We start from the raw sequence: 20,525 nt of genomic DNA on the forward strand, positions 1-20,525 counted from the left end.
GTCAAACACCTCGACCTCCAGATAAATCTTCCTCCTGGCCGTCCCTCGGGCGAAGTCGTAGGAGAGTTCCTCGACCTCATCTTTCGCAGATACCGATGGTTCGAGCCCAGGCGCTACAGTTCCGCCTCGCCTGACCGCGAGATGGACCCGGTCCCCACGGAATTTGCGCCACTCGTTGCCTATTACGAGGAGCACAACCACCTGATGGTTGCCGCCAGAACGGATCGGGACTTCCTCTCGATTCAGCCCACCCCTCGTGGCACTCATCCCTACGTGGGCTCCATTTACTGGCAGACGTCCGTCACTTCCGCCTCGAAAGCCGCCTGGCGCGCGGCGCATGCCCAGCAGGTGACTGAGCTGATGCGTCTCGTCCAGTCTCCCCTGGCGCTGGCCGGATTGGAGCCGGATCTCCACGGCAAGCAATGGCGGCTCGTTCACAAAAGCATTCCCACCGACACAGGAAAGGACTTCACCTGGTCGGAGGAGGAGTTCACCGTGCGCGACTACAGCGAGGGGCTCCCGGGCCTCGTCTGGCGCAACTTCTACGGGCCGCCCTTCGTCCGCATGTTCGGCGAGCGCTTCGACGCGCTGCCTCCCGGGTGCCGCAATGTCTTCGGTGAGGACATCGTCCTCGTTCAGCCCTACGAGCTGCCCACCGAGGCCGGCACCGAAGCGGGCACCGCCCGCGAGCGCGAGCTCATCTCCCTGCTCGGTCCCGAGTGCTTCTACGACCACGAGCGCCGCACCCTCCCGGCCCGCCGCCCAGTCCTCGACACTCTCGGCCAGCCCCTTCACTGAGCCGACAACCCTCGACGCCGGGGCGGTCCCGCGTGCAAGCTGCCCCCCGCCCGACCCCCTGGAGAGACGCTCATGGCCATCGACGATGTGCAGGGACCATCCGCGCAGGAACTGCTGGCCCTCCCCCGCCTCGCTCCCCTCGTCCCCATGCTCTACGTGGCCTGGACCGACGGCGAGCTGACACCCGCGGAAATCCGCGCCCTGGGCGCCGCGGCCCGCTCGCAACACTGGTTGGATCTGCGCTCCGCCGCCGTGCTGGCGAACTGGTTGGACCCCCTCAACCCGCCCAGCCCCAGCGCCCTGGCCCAGGTCGGTGAGCACATCCGCCGCACCGCCGAGCGCCTCTCCCGCAGCGACCAGAAGAGCCTCGTCGAGCTGGGAGCCCAACTGGCCGAAGTCATCGGCGGCAAGGACGCCCTGCCCGCTCCCATGCCCGAGCTGGCCCGTAGCCTGGCCCCCGTGGAGACGGCGCTCGGCGTGTCCGGCGCCGAGGCCGTGCGCACACTCGTCCCCGGCCCCAAGCTCCACCTCGTCAAGCCGGCCGAGCCCCACTCCTTCAGCGTGGACGCGCTGCGCGCCGTGCTGGAGCGCACGTACACCGCCGAGCGCGCCAGCGTCCGCGAGTGGCTCGCCGACCCGAGCTTCCGCTACCTGGACGAGCGGGACACGGCCGCCTACCGCGCCCAGGTGCTGGCCTGGCTGAAGCAACTGGCCGGACGCGGTCTGGGCAGTCTCGCGTACCCGGACAATCTCGAGAAGGTGGACCTGGGCCGCTTCATCGCCGCCTTCGAGACGCTGGCCTTCTTCGACCTGAGCCTCGTGGTGAAGGCGGGCGTGCACTTCGGGCTCTTCGGCGGAAGCATCTACTTCCTGGGCACCGAGCGGCACCACCGGGAGTACCTGCCGCGTGTGGCTTCGGTGGAGCTGCCCGGCTGCTTCGCCATGAGCGAGCTCGGCCACGGCTCCAACGTGCGGGACGTGGAGACGCTGGCCCGCTACGACGCCGAGCGCGGCGAGTTCGTGGTGCACACCCCCTCGGATGCGGCGCGCAAGGAGTGGATCGGCAACGCGGCGCAGCACGCGCGTCTGGCCACGGTGTTCGCGCAGCTCGAGGTGAACGGAGAGCGCCACGGCGTCCACGCGCTGCTCGTTCCCCTCCGTGACGAGCAGGGTCAACTGCTGCCCGGAGTGCGCGTGGAGGACTGCGGCCTGAAGATGGGGCTGAACGGCGTGGACAACGGGCGGCTGTGGTTCGACGGCGTGCGCGTGCCTCGCGAGAACCTGCTGGACCGCTTCTCTCAGGTGAGCCCCGAGGGCAAGTACACCAGTGCCATCACCGGTGTCTCCAAGCGCTTCTTCACCATGCTGGGCACGCTGGTGGCGGGCCGGGTGAGCGTGGCGTGCGCGGCGCTGAGCGCGGCCAAGAGCGGGTTGGACATCGCCATCTCGTACGGTGACGAGCGCCGTCAGTTCGGCCCGGCCGGTGCGCAGGAGGTGCGGCTGCTCGACTACCAGGCGCACCAGCTCCGGCTGCTGCGTCCGCTGGCCACCACGTACGCCCTGGACTTCGCGCTCAAGTACCTCGTGAAGCGCTACGTGGGACGCACCGAGGAGGACGCGCTGGAGGTGGAGTCCCTGGCGGCGGGCCTCAAGGCGTATGCCTCCTGGCACACCACGCGCACGCTCCAGGTGGCGCGCGAGGCGTGCGGTGGCCAGGGCTACCTCGTGGCCAACCGGCTGCCCTCGCTCAAGGCGGACACGGACGTCTTCTCCACCTTCGAGGGCGACAACACCGTGCTGCTGCAACTGGTGGCCAAGAGCCTGCTCACCGGCTACCGGCAGCAGTTCGAGGACGACCGGGTCTTCACCGTCATGCGGCTCATCGTGGACCGGGCGTCGAGCGCGCTCGGGGACCGCAATCCCTTCGCGGTGCGGCGCACCGGCAGCGAGCACCTGCGCGACGGAGACTTCCAGCTTCGCGCGCTGCGCTTCCGGGAGTCGGACCTGCTGGCCTCGGCGGCGCGGCGGCTGCGCAAGCGGCTGAGCGCGGGGGTGGACTCCTTCGAGGCCTTCAACCAGTGCCAGGACCACCTGCTGGCGCTCGCGCACGCCCACGTGGAGCGCGTGGTGCTGGAGCAGTTCCTCCTGGGCGTCGCCGAGGTGGAGGATCCGGCGCTCAAGACGGTGCTCGGCCGTCTGTGCGACCTGTACGGCCTGGGCTGCCTGCAGGACGCGAGCGGCTGGTTCCTGGAGAACGATCACATCGAGGGCGCCAAGGCCAAGGCCATCCGCAAGGAGGTGACGCGGCTGTGCGCCGAGCTCCGCCCCGATGCGGTGGCGCTCACGAAGGCCTTCGGCATCCCGGACACGTGCCTCGCCGCCCCCATCGGGCTGGGCAGACCGTCTCCGTGAGGCACGGGCCTCCGGCCGCTCCAGGGCTCACGGGCCCAGCGCGGCCGGGGGCTTTCGAGGCAGCCGGATGCCGAAGAGGGTGCCGTCGGCGTCCGTGGAGCGCACGTGGATGCTGCCCCCGTGCGCCCGGACGATGTGGTCCACGATGAAGAGGCCGAGGCCGATGCTGCGGGCCGACCGGTCGGCCCGGGCCTGGACCTCGCCGCGCCGCATGGGCTCGAAGAGGTGGGCGAGCACGGCGGGCGGAATAGGTGGCCCCTGGTTGTGGACCTCCAGCTGCACACTGGCGGGCCCGCCGAACGTCCGCACCAGCACGGGCGTCTCCGCCGGGCTGTACTTCAGGGCGTTGGTGATCAGGTTGGTGAGCACCTGCGCCATCCGGTCCCCGTCCCACTCCCCCTCGCCATTTCCGTCCGAGAGGACCTGCACCTCCCGCTCGGGGAAGGACATCTGGACCTCGTCCACGACGAGCCGGGTGAGGTGATGCAGGTCCATGGGCATCCTGAGCAAGTCGATTCCTCCCCCCAGCCGGGCCTTCGTGAAGTCGAGCAGGTCGCGGATCATCCGCGTCACCCGCTCCGCCGAGGACTGTATCCGCACGAGCGTCTTGAGGGCACGCTCATCCAGGTCCTCGCGGCGCAACAGGCTCGCGGTCCCCAGGGAGATGGCGGTGATGGGGTTGCGCAAGTCGTGGCTGACGATGCCGATGAGCTGCTGCTCGAACTCGGCGCGCCGCCGCTCCTCGGCTCGGGCCAGCTCCTCGCTCCGCTTCTTCTCGCTGACGTCCCGGTAGAGGACGGCGATGCCCCCGTCCTGCGTGGGGTAGACGCCGACGTCCGTCCAGCGGTTCAGGGGCGGGTAGTATTCCTCGAAGTGCACCGGCACCCGCTCGCGCATGGCCCGGTGGTACTCGCTCCAATACTTGCGGCTCGGATCCGCGGCCTCGGGCCACAGCTCCCAGAAGTTGCGGTCCAGGGTCTCCCGGATCGGCTTCTCCGAGAGGCGCTCCTGGCTCTTGTTGGCGAAGACGACGCGGAAGTCCTTGTCGAGGATGAGCAGGGCATCCCCGTGCTCCAACACCTCCAGGGCCAGCCGGAGCCGCTCCTCCGCGCGCCCCGCCCGCGTGCGCTGCTCGGTGAAGCGCCGGCGGATGTCTTCCTTCTCCACCGCGTTGCGCACGGCCCGGTAGAGGCTGACGGGTGTCACCTCGGACTTCACCAGATAGTCGGACGCCCCGCTCTTGAGGGCCTGGACGGCGATGCGCTCGCTCCCCCGGCCGGTCACCATCACCACGGGCGGGGTGAGGTAGCCCTCCTCGTCCTCCAGCCGGCGGAGGAACTGCAGCCCGTTCATGCCGGGGAGGTCGTAGTCCAGCAGGACGCAGTCCACGTGCTCACGCACGCAGAAGCTCGAGCGCCTTGTCCGCGTCCTCCTCCTCCAGGAAGCGGAAGTCGTACTCCCCCGTCTCCTCCAGGTACGTCTGGAAGACATGGCGGTCCTCGGGGCTGTCCTCGACGAGCAGCACCGTCAGGGCGCGGCGGCTCATCTCGCGGCACCCTCCCGGCCCTCGCTTCCGGGGAGCACGATGTGGTCCAGCCAGAAATCCTTGAAGAGCTGAATCATTCTCTCGAACCTGGGCAGGTCCACCGGCTTGAGGAGGTAGCCGCTCGCTCCGTGGGCGTAGGCGCTCTGCACGTCCTTCGGGTTGTCAGAGGTGGAGAACACCAGGACGGGGATGCTTTTGAGGTGGGGCTCATTCTTCATGTGCTCGAGCACCTGCCTGCCGTCCAGGCCGGCGAGGTTCAAATCCAGCAGGACGAGGCCCGGGCGAGGGGCCCGCTCCGGCTCGGCGTAGCGGCCGGTCTGATGGAGGAACTCCAGGGCCTCCTCGCCCTCGGTGCAGCGATGGAGGGGATTGGGGATGGACACACGCTGGAAGGTCATCTGGAGCATGTCGAAGTCCTCGTCGTTGTCCTCCACGACGAGGATGGGCAGGGCGCGGTTCACTTGGAGCCCACCCCGGTGACGGGCTCCGCCTTCTCGCTGCCCAGGGTGAAGAGGAAGGTGGTGCCCGCGCCCGGCTGGGACTCCAGCCAGAGGCGGCCGTTGTGCCGCTCGATGAGCCGCTTGACGATGGTCAGTCCCGTGCCGGTGCCGCCGCCGTACTTGTCGCGTCCATGCAGGCGCTTGAAGATGCGGAAGATGGTGTCGTGGTACTCGGGCTTGATGCCAATCCCGTTGTCGCGCACGTAATACGCGGTGCCGCCGTCAGGCGTGCTCGTGGTGCCTATCTCCACCCACTTCTTCTCCTTGTCGTTGTACTTGATGGCGTTGGTGAGGAGGTTGGTGAAGACCTCGGCCATCCGCACCCGGTCACACCGGGCGGGAGGCAGGGGCCTGGGGACGCGGACCTCCACCTGGGCCTCGTCGATGCGCGGCTTGAGCACCTCCAGCACCGACGCGAGGACCTCGTTGAGGTCCGTCTCCCGCACGGACAGCTCGGTGCGGCCCACCTGGGCGTAGTGCAGCAGCGAGTTGATGAGGCTCTCCATGCGCTGGGTGAGCCGCACCACCGTGTCCATGCGCTTGAGGTTGGTGGGCGAGAGACTCTCGGACTGCTCGCGCAACACCAGGCTGGTGTAGTTGTGGATGCCGCGCAGCGGCTCCTTGAGGTCATGGCTGGCGGCGTAGGCGAAGGAGTCCAGCTCCACGTTGCTGCGCTCCAGCTCCATGTTGAGCTGGAGCAGCTCCTCGCTGCGCTGCAGGACGATGTCGATGACGCTCCTGCGCAGCTCGCGCGCCGCCTCCACCTCGTAGTCCTTCCAGGGCAGGGACTTGCCGCGCACCGTCTCCTTCCAGAGCGCGAAGGACTTGCGCGGGTGCAGCCGCGGTTGGTCGTCCTGGATGTCCACCGGCTTGTTCGGGTTGCCACCCCACTCCACCGTCTGCACCACCTCGGGGCGGAACCACAGCACGTAGTTGTGGCGGCCGCGTGACATGGAGGCCGCGATGAGGCCCGCCGCGACGTCCTTGAACTCCGCCGCCTCGGGGTAGTGGTTGGACAGGCACGCGGTGCAGAACAGCTCCTGCGGATCCGGCTTCGCGGCGAGCCAGGCGAGGAGCCCCTGGAGCTGCTCGTCGCCGGGGGCCTGCCCGATGATGGTGGTCCTGCCGTTGAAGTAGACGGCCGCCCCCGTGGCCCCGGTGAGCTCGAGCAGCTCCGGCGGGGGCTGGGTGAGCCCCACGGCGAAGTCGGGGTGGCGCGTCATGCGCTCCAGCAGCCGGACCTGGATGGACTGGGCCCGGATGCGCTGATCGTAGTGCTCGTGGCCCTCCTTGGTGACGAGGAGCGAGGACATGAACTCGCCGACGAACTCGCACGCCTTGCGCACCTCGTAGGGGACGTATCTGGCGCCCGACACGTGGGTGCAGGAGATGAGGCCCCAGAGGCGGCCGTCCTTGATGAGCGAGATGCTCATCGAGGCGGGCGCCCCCATGTTGCGCAGGTACTCCAGATGGACGGGCGACACGCTGCGCAGCACGCAGAAGGACATGTCGAGTGGCCCCTGGCCGGCGTCCTCCGGTAACGAGAGGATGCGCGCGGGTACGTAGTCGACGGAGGGAATGATGCGCAGCCAGTTGAGGGTGTAGAGCTCGCGCGCCTGGCGGGGGATGTCCGAGGCGGGGAACCACAGGCCCAGGTACGAATCGGCCGTCTCCAGCCGGTCCTCGGCGAGCACCGCGCCGTTCCACTCCTCGTCGAAGCGGTAGGCGATGACGCGGTCGAAGCCGGTGAGCCGCCGCACCTCGCGCACGGCCTCCAGGCACAGGGCGCTCAAATCCTTCGCGTCACGCAGGCGAGACATGGAGCTGCGAGCCTGATGGTAGAAGCCGAAGAAGGGCCGTGACTCCTGCTCGGACGTGGGCTCCAGCTCGAGGATGAGCCGCCCCTGGTGCCGGTGCGCGATGCCGTTGAAGAAGTGCTCCCGGCCGCCCGCGCGCGTGGTGAGCTTGAGGGGGTTGTTGTCCTCGAGCCGCTCCGAGAGGAGGCACGCGCGGATGTTCGCGGCCTGTGACGCCACCAGGAGGGACTCGAGCGCCGTCCCCAGCAGGGCGCGGGCGGGCACGCCCAGCAGCGCCTCGGCGTTCTCACTGACCTGGCGGATGGTCAGGTCCGGCTCCTGGAGCACCAGCAGCACGCCGTGCGGCTGGATGCCTCCGGGGATGTGAATGGGCTCCTTGTCGCAATTGGTCAGGTCCACCACTTGCCCGGGCCTGGCCCCGTCCGTCTGCATCGCACTTTCTCCCTCGCGGCACACCGGCCGGGAGCCACATCCCTTCCCAACCTGCCGGGCCGGCGCAACGTATAGGCCCGCGGGCCGAGCCGCCTGCCTGCCTTTCGCTCCGGCACCCGCTCGCATTCGGAATGTTCATCTCCCATCAGCTCGCCGGCTCCCCTGGCATGGTCCCCCGTCAGGAACCCCGGGGCGCGGCGTCCATCCGGGCAGAACGAACCATCGCGCCCGGCCGACCCGGCCCTACACGCACGAGATGCGGGTTCGAATCCGTCAGCAAGACGGCCAGGTCACTCGGGCGCGACCTTTTTGGAGGGGCACATGACGACGCACAACCAGACCACCCCCACGCTCCCCGAGGCCCAGCGCGGCCCGGCGGAGAAGCTCCTGGACCTGGTCCTCGGGGGCTCGGCCCACCTGTGGCACAACCGTCCGGGCCTGGACGTGAATGGCGTCTGGCATCCGGCCCAGGGCGCCGGCGCGGACCTCGTCCGCCGCGGCACCCCGGTGAAGCCCGGCCTCTTCGTGCCCGCCGCGGTGAAGCTCTACCGCCAGCTCCTGGACATCTACCGGCTCAACACGGACCTGATGGCGCACTTCGCGTCCTACGCGCTCACCCAGACGGACTGGCGTGACCTGAAGGTGGCCACGTGCGCGCTCATGCTCGTGCAGAGCCACTCCGGCCAGCCCGTGCGCGAGGACGACGGCACCATCGCGTTCCACGACGACGACTTCCGCGTCATCGGTGAGGCGATGATCCTCCACTACGAGCGCAAGTCCACGCGCATGCTCACGCCCAAGGCGGTGCTGCGGGTGGCCGAGCTGCTCGAGACCCCGGAGATCGCCCGCCTCAATCGCGAGGCCGGTTTCGGTGACCCCGCGTCCCGCAAGCCGCCGCTGGGCCGGTGGAAGAGCGTGGCGACGAAGTGGCTGCGGCTGCGTGAGCAGAACCTGCCCATGTTCCAGGGCCTGGTGAAGGCCGGCTACAAGGAGACGCTGAAGAGGATTGCCCGCAAGGCCGGTTACAAGCCGGTGACGCAGGCCTTCTTCGAGGTGCTCGGCTGGAAGCAGAAGCAGGCGGCCGCGGGCCACCGCTCGGTGGGCCTGGAGGGTCTCAACCTCGTCAAGCGGGAGCGCTTCGATGGGCTCTCGGAGGCGGAGATCTGCGAGTGGATCGAGCTGGAGCGCCTCTCCTACAAGGAGGTGGTGGGCCGGCTGCCCAAGGACCTGGGCCTGACGCCGGCCATCATGGCGGCGCTGCTGCCCTCGCTGTCGGACCGTGACTTGCGCATCCTGACGCCGACGCTCGAGGAGCTGGGGTTGATGACGGACCCGGCCATCCGCGGGCGGTGGGAGAAGGCGGTGCAGACGGCGACCGACCAGCGGTCGCTCCACATCGTGAAGAACGTCCGCAGCCAGGAGCTGAAGGCGAAGCTGGAGGAGGCGAGCGACAACGCGGCGAAGGCGGCGGTGGCGGAGGCGACGGCGGAGATGGACGTGAGGGTGATGTTCCTCATCGACAAGTCCGGCTCCATGGAGGGCGCCATCGAGAAGTCCAAGGAGGCGCTGTCGCGAATCCTCGCGGGCTTCCCGCTGGAGAAGCTGCACATCGCGTCGTTCGACACGATGGGCACGGTGCTCAAGCCCAAGGCGGCGAGCCGGGCGGCGGTGCAGCACATGCTGCAGGGCATCCAGGCGTCGGGCGGCACGACGCACGCGGCCGGTGTGCATGCGCTGCACCGGGCGGGAGTGCGGGTGCCGGAGGAGGCGAAGCTCATCTGCATCGTCGTGGGTGACGAGGCGGGTGAGGCGGGGGACCAGTTCGCCCGGGCCTTCCGCGAGTGCGGCTACACCGTGGCCGCCATGGCGATGCTGGTGAGTGTGGCCAACACCGCCAACCGGGGCAACACCGTGCGCACCTGCGCGGGGCAGCTCCGGGTGCCGTTCAGTGAAGTGTCGGTGGACCAGTTCGAGGACCCGTACCAGGTCCCCCGGGCGCTGAAGGCGCTGATGGACGCGCCGACGGCGGCCGGGGCCAGCCAGTCCGGCTGGGTCGAGCGGGTGATGCGCACGCCGCTGCTGAAGGTGGCGTGAGAGAGGAGTGGGTGTCGTGGACTACCGGAAGTTCCTCGGGAAGGTGGAGTCGGCGGTGTTGCCCTACTTCGGTGGGGCCTCGGTCGACGCGCCCTCGCGGCGCCTCCGCGTGTCCACGCCGCCCGCTCCGGGCTGGTGGCGCTTCGACGTGCAGGGGCGCACCGCCACCGCGCGGGAGCCGGCCGGGCCAGAGGGGCTCGGCGGGCTCCCGCTGATTCGTGGACATCTGTGGGGCACGCGCCTGGTGCGCGAGGGCGCGGTGGCCGAGCCGGTGCATCTACTCCCCGAGGAGGAGCCGCCGCGCTTCTCACCGGTGCGCGCCCGGCGCTGGCATGACGGCTCGCTCGTCTTCGAGGAGCTCGAGTTCGAGGGTGAGGCCGAGGGCACCGCGCGGCTCATGCTGGAGGAGAGCCGGACGCTCGCGGAGGTGAAGGCCGTGCCGGCGTCGCTGCGGGCAGCCTTTGGTTACGCGGTGCTGGAGGGTGCCTCGCGCGCGCTCGGCATCCGCTTCTCCCCCGTCGAGGTGCGGAGTCAGGTGCTGTCCGTGTCCGAGGGAGGCCGTCCCGAGGCCGAGGCCCGGCTGCGGGCACTGGTCTCCGAGCGAGAGGCGCACGTGCGAGCAGTGGAAGCGCGGCTGTTGGCCCTGGAGGCGCAGCGGCAGCGGCTGGAGGAAGCGGCCCGGCTCGACGCGGAAGTGGCGCGGCTGAGGGGCCGTCCGCGGCATCTGGAGCGGCAGGCCCAGGGTGTCACGCGGGTGGAGCGGGCGCTGGAGTCGGCGGGAGCGCGGCTGCTCGACACGCGGCGACTGGGGATCGAACGGCTCGAGGTGACGTTTGGCTTCATGGGCGAACGCTTCATCAGCATCGTGGAGGCGGACACCTTGCAGGTGGTGGACGCGGGCATCTGCCTCGCGGGGTCGGACCGGGAGGTGAACCTGGAGAGCCTGCCGTCGGTCATCCGCGAGGCCATCGAGGACGACGTGCTGGTCATCACGCGGCACGCCTGAGACTCCCCTCTCCCCCCTGGGAGAGGGGCGGGGGTGAGGGTCTTCCCATGCGACTGCGAGAGGTCTGTCTGCTCATCGGCCGGGGCGGGACGGTGCTGTGGAGCGATGCCTCGGACAGCCCGGTGTGGCTGCCGGACTCGCGCGCACGCTGGGAGGCCATCTGGCGGCTGCGTGGGGAGTTGGAGGAGATCGCGCACAGCCACCCGGTGGGGCCGCTGGGCTTCAGCGCCGAGGACGAGACGACGATGGCCGCGCTCACCGAGGCGCTCGGGAGGCCCATGCGCTTCTCGGTGGTGGCACCGGACGGCATGGTGGTGCGCGAGAACGGCCGGGACGTGCGCGTCACCGAGGAGCCTTGCTGGACCGGGCGTCTCCGCGTGGAATCCGGCATGCCCGCGCGAGATGCTCCTCGCTAGCTCTCTTTGCCGGAAAGTAGTGACGTTGCTCCGAAGGTCAGGCCACCTTGTGCTGTGACGCGAACTCAGCGGCGAACTCAAGGAACTTCTGGATGGCGCGCAGGTGGTCTCCGTCACAATCCTCAAGACATTTCCTGGCCCAGCCGCCTCCCTGCGGAAACTCCTGCTTCACGTCGCGAAGCCAGGCGAGAAACTCCTGGTAGGAGTCATTGGGAACACGGTTGTAGTACAGGGTGAGCTCGCTACCTTGGACGAAGGCGTTGAAGCGATGGATGTCCACGGCCCCGATGAACATCTCGAGCATGGTTCCATTGCGAAGCTCATCCCGGATGAACAGCAGGATGTCGAGAGTGCTGACGTGGCGGCCTCTCCAATCCATGGGTGGACGCATGTGACTCAAGGGGACACGACCGTCTTGATGATGGGCTCACCAGCCATGATGATGCTTTGGAGGTAATTTGCACATTGAAAGTGGTGGGGCTCAGCGCCGCACCTCCAGCCGCCGCCACCCTGCGTCCACCGTGAGTTCGAGCACCCCATCCCGCATGCGGTGCTCCCGCGCGCCCACCACCTCTCGCGGCGCCAGCAATCCGTAGAGGCGCAGCGTCTCCGTGTCACGCGCCAGCGGCAGCGCGCCCTCCGTGCTCCGCTCCAGCACGAAGCGGTCCCCGGTGAGCCCTCCGGACAGGCGCGTCAGGCGCGACTCGCCGTAGCCCTCGCCCGCGTCCTCGTACAGGCGCGCCTCCACCCGCTCCGCCACGTGCACGTGCCAGGTGAGCTGGGACCAGTTGGCCGAGGTGGTGTGCAACGCGGGCTCGGTGAGGGCCAGCGCACCTCCCGCGCGCAGCCACAGCGGCACCGTGCCCAAGGACGCCAGGGCGATGACATGCTGGCCGCCCTGGACCGCCTCCTCCGGAGCGCCGAGGTTGAAGAGCGGGAGCCACCGCCCTTCGGGCAAATACACCAGCCGCCGCGTCTGGCCCTGGCGCACCACCGGGGCCACGAGCAGGTCCTTCCCGAAGAGGAACGCATCGTCCGTGCGCAGTGCCTCCTCGTCCCCCGGCGCGTACATGACGAGCGGGCGCAGCACCGGCAGCCCCTCCACGGACGCCTCGTGTGACAGCGTGTAGAGCGTGGGCAGCAGCCGGTAGCGCCGCTCCAGGCACTCGCGCGTGAGGGAGAGGTACGGCTCGCCAAAGCGCCAGGGCTCCTGCGGGGGTGTCCCCTTTCCCGAGTGGTTGCGCATCAACGGGTAGAAGGTGCCCGCCTGCATCCAGCGCACGAGCAACTCCCCATTCGCACGGCCGAGGAAGCCGGGCACGTCCACGCCCGCGAAGGACACACCGGACAGGCCCAGTCCCAGCAGCATGGTGAGCGAAAGCTCCAGGTGCGCCCAGTAGCTGGAGTTGTCTCCCGTCCACACCGCCGCGTAGCGCTGGATGCCGGCCGAGCCCGCGCGCGTCAGGATGAAGGGCCTCCGCTCGGGGGCCAACTCGCGCATGCCCTCGTAGGCCGCCCGTGCCATGCCGAGCGCGTAGACGTTGTGCACCTCCAGGTGGCGCCTGTGTCCGTGCCGCGCGTCGTGCGGCAGCGTGGGCCCCTCCACCTTCCCCAGGTGCGCCGCCGGGGCCGTCTTGATGTCGAAGGTCTCCCGGCCGTTGAGCAGCGAGAAGCAGGCCGGCTCGTTCATGTCGTTCCAGAAGCCGGCGATGCCCGCCTCCAGGAAGCCCTGGTGCCAGCGGCCCCACCACGTGCGCACCTCCTCGCGGGTGAAGTCCGGGAAGGTGGCGGGCTTGGGCCACACCTCGCCGAGCAGCACGCTGCCCCGGTCGTTGCGCACGAGGAAGTCCCGCTCGAGTGCCTCGTCATAGACGCGGTAGCCCGGCTCGGCCTTCACCGCCGGGTCGATGATGGTGACCAGCTTCACCCCCTGCGCGGCCGCCTCGCGCGCCAGGCCCGCGGGGTCCGGGTAGCGGGTGCGGTCCCACGTCCAGACCTTGTAGCCCTCCATGTAGTCGATATCGAGGTACACGCAGTCCAACGGCAGCCCGTGGGCCCGGTAGCCGTGGATGACCGAGCGGATGTCGCCCGCGTTCTCGTAGCCCCAGCGGGACTGCTGCGCGCCCAGGCTCCACAGCGGCGGCAGCGGGGGGCGCCCGGTGAGGGCGGTGTAGCGGCGCACCACGTCCCCGGGCAGCGGCCCGGCGAAGAGGTACGTGTCCAGCTCCGGCCCGGCGGACTCCCACTGCACGAGCGAGGCGTCCTCGGCGCCCACGTCCACCTCCATGCGCCACGACTCGTCGAGGAAGAAGCCCCAGGCGAGCCCCTCGCGCAGGCCGAGGCAGAAGGGAATGGACTGGTAGAGCGGGTCCGTGTCCGGGTGGTGCGGCATCACGTCCGTGTTCCAGAAGACGAAGTGCAGGCCGCGCTTGTCGAGCGCCCCCACCTTCTCGCCGAAACCCAGCCAGGCCTCGTCCGGTGGCGCGTGCAGGGCGAGCCGCGAGCGGAAGCGGTCGACGGGGTAGTCCGGCATGACCTCGCCGGAGAAGTCCTCGCACCGGGCGAGCTCCCGGCCCGCGGCGTCGAGCAAGCGCCAGGTGCCTCGGGCCAGCGATACCTCCAGTGAAAGCTCCTCCGTCACCACCACCGCCACCCCACCCTGCGCCTCGCGGCGGACCGAGAGCGGCAGCTCCCGGTGCTCCACCACGGCCCAGGAGTGTTTGGGCGGCAGCTCGCGAGGCCCGGGCGCGGTGTGCTGGAAGGCCGGCAGATGTCGAAGCCGCAACACTCCGGGCAGGGGGCAGCTCACCTCCAGTGCGGCACGCGGGCCCCAGAAGGTGACACGGGTTGGCTCAACGGACAGGTCTTCGAGGCGCATGGTCGGGCTAGGATGGGGTCCGTGAGCACGGACAACACTGAAGACGGCGGACGGACGGATCGCTGGCAGCGATTGGTGGTCGGAGCCTTCCAGCTCGATGAGGCCCTGGGGTCCAAGGAGGGCTCCGGCGATGGCTCGGGAGCGGCCGCTCACGCCCAGCTCTACCTGGACAGCCTGCTCGAGGTGTTCCCCTCGAGTGTGGACCCAGTGGAGGACTTCGAGGGCTACGCCGTGCGGCGGATGGTGCTCGCCCTGCGGCGCGCCCTGGAGCAACAGGGCGGCCGCTGAGCGCTCCGGACGGAGGCGCTACACCGGACGGAGCTCGGGACGGGCCTCTCCCGGCTTGACCGCGGGCTGCTCCAGCTTCTGTTCGATGGCCGTCACGCCGAACGCGCTGGGATCCAACCGCTCGCGGCCGGAGAAGACCTGGCGGGCGCGGCCCAGCAGCCACCCGAGGCCCTTCACCGCATCGCGCACCAACCGCGCGGGCGCCTGGCGCGAGGCCAGCGAGGGGCTGAGCTGGTCGAGCTCCTCCCCCTTCATGGTCAGCTCCTTCACCCCCACGCCGTGCGTGTAGACCATCTCACCGCCCAGCCAGCCGGTATAGGCGGCCAGGGCGAACGCGCCCAGCCCCACGAAGCTGGAGACGGGCGACGAGCGGTGCCCGGTGCGCCACACGGCGACGCCGAAGGCGCCCAGCACGATGCCCACGTTGCCCAGGCCGTGCAGGAACATCATGTCGCGCGAGTGCTTGTCCGCCTTCACCTCCTGCGAGGCGGCCATCCCGGCGAACCCGGCCATCAGCCCGCTCGCCGCCGTGGCCCACCACAGCGTCCGGGCCGCGTCGTCCAGCTTCCGGTTGCCGGTGAACGCCGCCGCCAGGTCGACCACCACCGTCGACGGCAGCAGGGCCAGCGGCGCGTGAATCAACGTCGGGTGCAGCTCGTGTACGCGCATTTCCATGAAATTCCTCCCCTTCGTCCTGGGAAGCTTGGGGCGCATCGCCCGGCGGACAACCCGCCCCTCCGGACTCCTGGATGCTCCACCCCCAGGCAGCACACGTCCGCCGGGGAGGGGCGGACGAGGAGGCGTCCTCCTTGTCGAAGCCGCCAGGAATGCGCAGGCCTCTCGGCCGCTCGCGCCCGGTGCCGCTCGCGCCGCGCGCCTTCGTCCCCCACCCGCGCCTCGCGCGCTCAGCGCTTCACCCCCTCGAGCGCCGCGGCTCCAGCTCCCGCAGCGGCCCGGCGCGGCGGCACGGCACCGTGTCCACGCACCGCCATGCGCTCACGCGCGCGGCGCGATGCCACTTCGCACCGCGCTCCTTCGCGTTGCGCCTCCGCGCGTTCGAGCATCATCGCCGCACGATGCTTACGCATTCGTCGGGTGGAGTTCACTCCGCCCATCCAATGCTTGGGCACTGACACCCAGTGGCTACGATTGGAGCGCTCTCGAAGGAGGAGCACCGCATGTCGATCGAATCGAATCGCCCGCCGCAGGAAGCGGAGCATGAGAACACCGCCGAGATGATGGCCCCCACCGCCAACCCGCCCGGGCAGGCCCCCGCGTCCGTGACGCCCACGGGTCAGGCCGGTGGCCGCCGCAAGATGGGCAAGTCGGGCCCGCCGGGGCCGGCCGCCAAGGGCCGCACCGTCGCGAAGCGCAAGCCGGAGAAGAAGCGCCCAGCTCCCGCGAAGAAGGCACGCGCCAAGAACACGCGGGCCACCACCAAGACCTTCCGCGAGAAGGCGGGCTGGGACACCGGGCCCAAGGTGGGAGGCCGCAAGCCCTCGGCGGATCAGAAGAAAGGCCCCACCAAGAAGGCCGGCCCGGCCCGGAAGACCCTGGCCAAGCGCGCCGCCACGAAGACGGCCACCGCCGCCAAGCGCGCTCCGGCCGCCGCCAAGCGCACCGCGAAGCGCGCCACCGGCCGCCGCTAATCCCGGGAGGGAGCCCCGTGCGCCTCCTCGCTCCCCCGCCTCCCAGGTGATGGACGGGCCCCGGAGGTCTTGTCATGGTCGGGCCATGCGCATTGCACGGCTGCTCACCCTCTCGACGCTGGCGTTCGCGGCCCCCACGCTCGCCGCGCCCCCGTCCAAACCCGCCATGAAGAAGCCCGTGAACACGAAGCCCACCGACGTGAAGCCCACCGACGACAAGCCTTTCGACCTCGAGGCGGAGACGCGCGCCTGGCACCAGAAGCGCATCGCCAACCTCACCTCCGAGGACGGCTGGCTCAGCCTCGTGGGCCTGCACTGGCTGAAGGAAGGCGACAACCGCGTGGGCTCCGCCGAGGACAGCGAGGTCGTCTTCCCCGCCGGAACGCCGGCGCACCTGGGCACGCTCACGCGCAAGGGCGGCACGGTGACGCTGGCCGTCCAGCCGGGGCTCTCCCTCACCCGGGCGGGCCAGCCCTTCACGGGAGGGGAGCTGGGCGACACCGAGAGCGAGAAGGACGTGCTCGCGCTGGACTCGCTGCGCTTCTACCTCATCCGCCGGGGTGAGCGGCTGGGCATCCGGGTGAAGGACTCGGAGGCCCCCGCGCGCAAGCGGTTCCACGGCATTCCCACCTGGCCGGTGAACGCGGCCTGGCGTGTCGAGGGCCGTTTCGAGCCGGCGGCCAACCCGCGCAAGGTGCCGGTGCCCAACGTGCTCGGCACGGTGGACGAGATGACCTCGCCGGGCACCATCGTCTTCAAGGTGAACGGCGAGGAGTACCGGTTGGACCCGGTGCAGGAGAGCAGCACGGAGCCGCTCTTCATCATCTTCGCGGACCAGACCAACCGCACGGAGTCGTACGGAGCGGGGCGCTTCCTCTACGCGGACCCGCCAAAGGACGGGAAGGTGGTGCTGGATTTCAACCGGGCCTACAACCCCCCGTGCGCCTTCTCGCCCTACGCGACGTGCCCGCTGCCGCCGCCGCAGAACCGGCTGAAGCTGCGCGTGGAGGCCGGCGAGAAGCGCTACGGCGACCACTGAGCGTCAGGAAGCGCCGCCCGCCCACGTCCCCAGGGCCATGAGCCCGGCTCGGGTGCCTCTCCACGAGGCCCGGGCCGGGCCGCCCAAGGAGGCGTGAGATGGCGACGCTGAACATCACCTACAACGGCCTGTCCTCGGACCTGCCCCTGGAGCTGGACGGCCACGTGTCGGACGTGGACGTGCGGCGCATCGCCGTGGAGGTGGTGCGCGCGGGCGGGGCGCCGGGACTGCACATCGCGAACCTGCGCGAGGACGCCTTCGTCCACTACGTGGTGGACCGGTTCCGCGGCCCCCGGGGCGAGGAGCGCATCTACCTGCGGCCCAAGGTGCCCTTCGGGGCGTGAGGAGGGCCCGCCATGCGCATCCTCTTCTGTGGCGTGGGGGCCATCGGCTCCACGGCGGCGGTGCTGTGCCGCAACCTGGAGGCCACGCTCGTCTTCATCGACTTCGACCGGGTGGAGTCCAAGAACCTGCTCGCGCAGGCCTTCGTGAAGCCCTCGGTGGGGAAGAACAAGGCCGAGGCGCTGAAGCTCCAGCTCCTCAACCTGCACGGGGTGAAGTCCGAGGCCTTCGGCGTGCGGGTGACGCGCGACAACGTGGCGGCGCTGTGCGGGAGCGCGGACCTGCTCGTCGACTGCTTCGACAACCAGGCGAGCCGGGTGCTCCTGAGCGACTTCGCGCGCACGGCGGGCAAGCCGCTGGTGCATGGGGCGCTGGCGGCGGATGGCACCTTCGGCCTGGTGCGCTGGGACGAGCGTTTCGTCCCGGACGCCGAGGACACCGCGGGCCAGGCCACCTGCGAGGGAGGGGCCCACCTGCCCCTCATCGGCCAGCTCGGCGCCACGCTCGCGCGGGTGGTGCAGGACTTCGCCAAGCATGGCGCCCGCCGCGACGCGATGGTGAGCCTCGTCGCGGTGACGCCCACCACTGCCTAGGAGCCCACTCCCGGGCGGCTTCCTTCGAACCCACCACCGTCATGTGCGAGGCCCGGCCTCACGGCACCGGCAGCGGCTTGGGCCCGAGCCGGCGGGCCGCGCGTCCGGAGAGCACGTCCGCCAACGCCTCGTCCACGGGCAGCCCCGGGTTGCGCATCAACCACATGAACTCGCCCGCCGGGTTCACCTCGAGGAAGACGTGCCGGCCCTCGGGCGTGACGATGAAGTCGAACGCGCCGTAGTTGAGCCCCAGCGCATCCATCAGGCGCAGCACCTGCGCCTCCAACGGCGCGGGCAGCGTGTAGGCCTTCCACGCGTCGATGAGCGCCGCGCCCTCGCGCCGCCAGTCCTCCCGGGCCTTGGGCAGCGCCTGCGAGTCGATGGCCGCCGCCATCACCTTCTCCCCCACCACCGTCACCCGCAGCTCCACCGCCTTCGCCAGCCGCTCCTGGAAGGTCATCGGACACAGGTCCAGTCCCTCCAGGTCCTCCAGCTCGCGCGCCTCCAGCGGCGTGGTGAAGACCACCTGCTCCCGGCCCCGCTCGTCGTAGACGGCGAAGGACGACATCATCTTCGTCACCACGCCGCCGGGGCAGCTCGCGGCGAAGGCGCGCACCGCCCCGGGGTCGTTCGTCATCAGCGTGCGCGGCACCTCCATGCCCAGCGCCCGGGCCAGCTTGAGCTGCAGCGGCTTGTGCTCCGCGCGCCGGACGACCTCGAGCGCGTCCAGCTGGAACACCCCCAGCGCCGTCATCATCCCGAACACCAGGCGCCGGCTCTCCTCCACCGAGGGCTTGCGCAACTGCGCATCCAGGTCCTTGGGAATGCCGGCCCCGGTGGCGTTGCGGCGGTACCAGACGGCGGAGACCTCCGAGAGCGTGAGCACCCCGTCGGGCCCGGACAGCCGCCCTTCCCCCGCCTCGTCGAGCGAGAGCTGGAGCTGGGTGGGGAACAAGTCCGAGTCGAACCGGTAGACCCGCTCGCCGCGCGCCTCGAGGGCACGCCGCACGGCGCGGGGCGCCTCGTTGTCGTTGGAATGGGTGACGATGAGGATGGCCATGACGCTCCTGCGTATGCCGTCAGGGGGTGCCGCCCTCGGACGCGAGCGCGCCGGCCAGGGCCGCGGCGATGGGCAGGCCGAGATCCTTCTCCAGCATGCCCCACTCGCCCCCGGGGTTGACCTCGAGGAAGACGTGCCGTCCCTCGGGTGTGACGATGAAATCCGCGGCGCCGTACACCAGCCCCAGCGCCGCGACCAGCCGAACCAGGCGCTCCGCCACTTCCGCTGGCAGCTCGCCCTTCTCCCAGTGGACCTCGTCCGGCCGCGAGCGCCGCCAGTCCACCTGCCCCTCCGCCGAGCGCGACGCGTTGATGGCCCCCACGAAGCAACGCCCGCCCACCACGGCCACCCGCAGCTCGTGCGACTTGTCGATGCGCTCCTGGAACATCATGGGACTGTGGCGCAGCCCCTCCAGCTCATCGAGGTGCTCGGGGCCAATCGCGCTCGTGTAGACGAAGGGCTGCCCGCCCGACATGGACTGCGTCAGGGGCGTCTGCATCTTGGCCACCATGCGGCCCCGCACCTGCTCGAAGAAGGACCGGACACGGGCCTCGTCATTGGTGACCAGCGTGGGCGGCACCTCCAGCCCCTGTGCGACGGCCAGGCGCAACTGGCGCAGCTTGTTGCCTGCCTGCTCCACGCCGAGCGGATTGATGAAGCGGCAGCCCGCGGCCTGGAGCCCGTCGAGGAACCCCTCCAACGCCGCCTGCGACTCGCGCACGCAGCTCTCGCGCCAGTCCTCCTCCAGTGACTCATCGAGCCGGGGGGACACCAGCCGGCGCACCCACACCGACCGCACGTCCTCGCCGCGCAGCTCGCCCGCCGCCGTGCGCAGCACCACCTCGTCTCCACCGGGCCCCAGGGTGGACGTCAGCTCCAGCTCCGCCGGAAAGCCGTCCGTGTTCACCCGCACAGAACGAACCCCCCGCCGCGACAGCTCCTCCACCACCCGGTCGACCGTGTAGAAGTCGGCGCTGTGAGTGAGGAGCAGGACGATGTCGCGGGCGGGGGGCATGGGAGGACGAGGCGCTCAACCGCGCGCCAGGCAGTGGTTAGATGCCTCTGTCGAGATCGTCGGAGTCCGAGGGGTACTTCAGGGTGCCGTCCAGGGGCTCCTTCAGGTTGGTGTCATCACCATCCGAGGGGTACTTCATGGTCACGTTCGCACCACCCGTGGCCTGCTCCAGCTCCTGGTCCTCGAGCAGACGCGCGAAGAACGGCTTCTTGGTCGTGTCCTTCTTCATGTGCAGCCTCCTTAGGGGTTGCCGGGCCTGACAACGAGGGGGGGGGGGCCCGAACAGCCCAGCACACTATGGAATTCCCGCTTACCAAGTTCAAGACATACCGGTGGAATTCACTCCGCCGGGGCCTGGGCCGGTGCGGGGACGCGGCCGTACTTGCGCAGGGCCTGGACGAGCCGGTCATCGGGTAGGGAAAAGACGCGGATGCCGTCGGCGCCCGTCATGGTGTCGGCCCTGCGCTCGCGCCCCCGGGGCAGCACCGCGGTGACGCCCGTGCGCACCGGCCCCTTGCCAGTCACGAGCCTGCCCTCTCCCGAGACGAGCGTCGTGTGGCCCACCTCCACCCCCGCACGCCGGAAGCGGGAAGGAAAATCACCGGAAAATACCCCGTCAGGAAACCCGGGGCCCGGCGTC

General features: G+C 70.1%; 21 protein-coding genes. 10 read left to right on the forward strand and 11 right to left on the reverse strand.

What is annotated here, in order from left to right; all coding sequences use genetic code 11:
• The first annotated feature begins 204 nt into the window (after positions 1–204).
• Together ACN28I_RS18275 and ACN28I_RS18280 are read left to right on the forward strand one after the other, a co-directional pair.
• Positions 205–798, forward strand: a complete 594-nt coding sequence (locus tag ACN28I_RS18275) for a hypothetical protein (RefSeq protein WP_420943273.1) — start codon at positions 205–207, stop codon at positions 796–798.
• A gap of 72 nt (positions 799–870) precedes the next feature.
• On the forward strand, positions 871–3,210 hold the full coding sequence (locus ACN28I_RS18280; RefSeq protein WP_420943274.1) for an acyl-CoA dehydrogenase: 2,340 nt from the start codon (positions 871–873) through the stop codon (positions 3,208–3,210).
• A gap of 27 nt (positions 3,211–3,237) precedes the next feature.
• On the opposite strand, the gene ACN28I_RS18285 is transcribed toward ACN28I_RS18280, so the two are convergent.
• From ACN28I_RS18285 to ACN28I_RS18300, 4 genes are read right to left on the reverse strand one after another with little or no spacing between them, the layout of a single operon-like run.
• Positions 3,238–4,611, reverse strand: coding sequence for an ATP-binding protein (locus tag ACN28I_RS18285; RefSeq protein WP_420943275.1), 1,374 nt, complete (start codon positions 4,609–4,611; stop codon positions 3,238–3,240).
• Positions 4,604–4,756: a hypothetical protein gene (locus ACN28I_RS18290; RefSeq protein WP_420943276.1), complete on the reverse strand. Its 153-nt coding sequence runs from the start codon at positions 4,754–4,756 to the stop codon at positions 4,604–4,606. Before ACN28I_RS18290 ends, ACN28I_RS18285 begins: the two co-directional genes overlap by 8 nt.
• A complete protein-coding gene (locus tag ACN28I_RS18295) occupies positions 4,753–5,217 on the reverse strand; it encodes a response regulator (protein WP_420943277.1) in 465 nt (154 codons plus the stop codon). The genes ACN28I_RS18290 and ACN28I_RS18295 overlap by 4 nt, the downstream gene beginning before the upstream one ends.
• Entirely contained in the window at positions 5,214–7,505 is a 2,292-nt protein-coding gene (locus ACN28I_RS18300; protein WP_420943278.1) for an ATP-binding protein, read from the reverse strand. The genes ACN28I_RS18295 and ACN28I_RS18300 overlap by 4 nt, the downstream gene beginning before the upstream one ends.
• 321 nt (positions 7,506–7,826) lie before the next feature.
• On the opposite strand from ACN28I_RS18300, the gene ACN28I_RS18305 reads away from it, so the two are divergent.
• Genes ACN28I_RS18305 through ACN28I_RS18315 form a run of 3 tightly spaced genes read left to right on the forward strand, consistent with a single transcriptional unit; the run spans position 7,827 to position 11,021 of the window.
• The gene (locus tag ACN28I_RS18305; protein ID WP_420943279.1) at positions 7,827–9,599 is read left to right on the forward strand and encodes a VWA domain-containing protein; all 1,773 of its coding nucleotides are present in this window, start codon (positions 7,827–7,829) and stop codon (positions 9,597–9,599) included.
• Positions 9,600–9,615: 16 nt separating this feature from the next.
• Positions 9,616–10,605: a hypothetical protein gene (locus ACN28I_RS18310; protein ID WP_420943280.1), complete on the forward strand. Its 990-nt coding sequence runs from the start codon at positions 9,616–9,618 to the stop codon at positions 10,603–10,605.
• Positions 10,606–10,652: 47 nt separating this feature from the next.
• Positions 10,653–11,021, forward strand: coding sequence for a hypothetical protein (locus ACN28I_RS18315; RefSeq protein ID WP_420943281.1), 369 nt, complete (start codon positions 10,653–10,655; stop codon positions 11,019–11,021).
• A gap of 37 nt (positions 11,022–11,058) precedes the next feature.
• Here the strand turns inward: ACN28I_RS18315 and ACN28I_RS18320 are convergent, their stop codons facing one another.
• Positions 11,059–11,412 (reverse strand): hypothetical protein, encoded by a 354-nt coding sequence (locus ACN28I_RS18320; RefSeq protein WP_420943282.1) that lies wholly within the window; start codon positions 11,410–11,412, stop codon positions 11,059–11,061.
• 90 nt (positions 11,413–11,502) lie between these two features.
• Complete coding sequence (locus ACN28I_RS18325) at positions 11,503–13,899, reverse strand: glycoside hydrolase family 31 protein (RefSeq protein ID WP_420943283.1); 2,397 nt, start codon at positions 13,897–13,899, stop codon at positions 11,503–11,505.
• A 21-nt stretch (positions 13,900–13,920) separates the two neighbouring features.
• Here ACN28I_RS18325 and ACN28I_RS18330 point away from each other — a divergent pair, with 21 nt between their 5' ends.
• Positions 13,921–14,187, forward strand: a complete 267-nt coding sequence (locus ACN28I_RS18330; protein ID WP_420943284.1) for a hypothetical protein — start codon at positions 13,921–13,923, stop codon at positions 14,185–14,187.
• 18 nt (positions 14,188–14,205) lie between these two features.
• On the opposite strand, the gene ACN28I_RS18335 is transcribed toward ACN28I_RS18330, so the two are convergent.
• Complete coding sequence (locus tag ACN28I_RS18335) at positions 14,206–14,862, reverse strand: DUF2231 domain-containing protein (RefSeq protein WP_420943285.1); 657 nt, start codon at positions 14,860–14,862, stop codon at positions 14,206–14,208.
• A gap of 503 nt (positions 14,863–15,365) precedes the next feature.
• Between ACN28I_RS18335 and ACN28I_RS18340 the strand changes: the two genes are divergently transcribed.
• The 4 genes from ACN28I_RS18340 to ACN28I_RS18355 all read left to right on the forward strand — a co-directional run bounded on the left by ACN28I_RS18340 (position 15,366) and on the right by ACN28I_RS18355 (position 17,810).
• On the forward strand, positions 15,366–15,836 hold the full coding sequence (locus tag ACN28I_RS18340; protein ID WP_420943286.1) for a hypothetical protein: 471 nt from the start codon (positions 15,366–15,368) through the stop codon (positions 15,834–15,836).
• An 85-nt stretch (positions 15,837–15,921) separates the two neighbouring features.
• A complete protein-coding gene (locus ACN28I_RS18345) occupies positions 15,922–16,875 on the forward strand; it encodes a DUF1684 domain-containing protein (protein ID WP_420943287.1) in 954 nt (317 codons plus the stop codon).
• Between the two features lie 98 nt (positions 16,876–16,973).
• Positions 16,974–17,219, forward strand: a complete 246-nt coding sequence (locus ACN28I_RS18350; RefSeq protein ID WP_420943288.1) for a hypothetical protein — start codon at positions 16,974–16,976, stop codon at positions 17,217–17,219.
• Between the two features lie 12 nt (positions 17,220–17,231).
• Positions 17,232–17,810, forward strand: a complete 579-nt coding sequence (locus ACN28I_RS18355; RefSeq protein WP_420943289.1) for a HesA/MoeB/ThiF family protein — start codon at positions 17,232–17,234, stop codon at positions 17,808–17,810.
• 58 nt (positions 17,811–17,868) lie between these two features.
• Here the strand turns inward: ACN28I_RS18355 and ACN28I_RS18360 are convergent, their stop codons facing one another.
• The 4 genes from ACN28I_RS18360 to ACN28I_RS18375 all read right to left on the reverse strand — a co-directional run bounded on the left by ACN28I_RS18360 (position 17,869) and on the right by ACN28I_RS18375 (position 20,449).
• A complete protein-coding gene (locus tag ACN28I_RS18360; protein ID WP_420943290.1) occupies positions 17,869–18,870 on the reverse strand; it encodes an MvdC/MvdD family ATP grasp protein in 1,002 nt (333 codons plus the stop codon).
• 19 nt (positions 18,871–18,889) lie between these two features.
• A complete protein-coding gene (locus ACN28I_RS18365) occupies positions 18,890–19,885 on the reverse strand; it encodes an MvdC/MvdD family ATP grasp protein (RefSeq protein ID WP_420943291.1) in 996 nt (331 codons plus the stop codon).
• Between the two features lie 37 nt (positions 19,886–19,922).
• A complete protein-coding gene (locus ACN28I_RS18370) occupies positions 19,923–20,114 on the reverse strand; it encodes a microviridin/marinostatin family tricyclic proteinase inhibitor (protein WP_420943292.1) in 192 nt (63 codons plus the stop codon).
• A gap of 110 nt (positions 20,115–20,224) precedes the next feature.
• Complete coding sequence (locus ACN28I_RS18375) at positions 20,225–20,449, reverse strand: hypothetical protein (RefSeq protein ID WP_420948886.1); 225 nt, start codon at positions 20,447–20,449, stop codon at positions 20,225–20,227.
• Between the last annotated feature and the right edge of the window lie 76 nt (positions 20,450–20,525).

It is taken from the genome of Archangium gephyra, assembly GCF_049060025.1.
Taxonomy (GTDB): domain Bacteria; phylum Myxococcota; class Myxococcia; order Myxococcales; family Myxococcaceae; genus Archangium; species Archangium gephyra_A.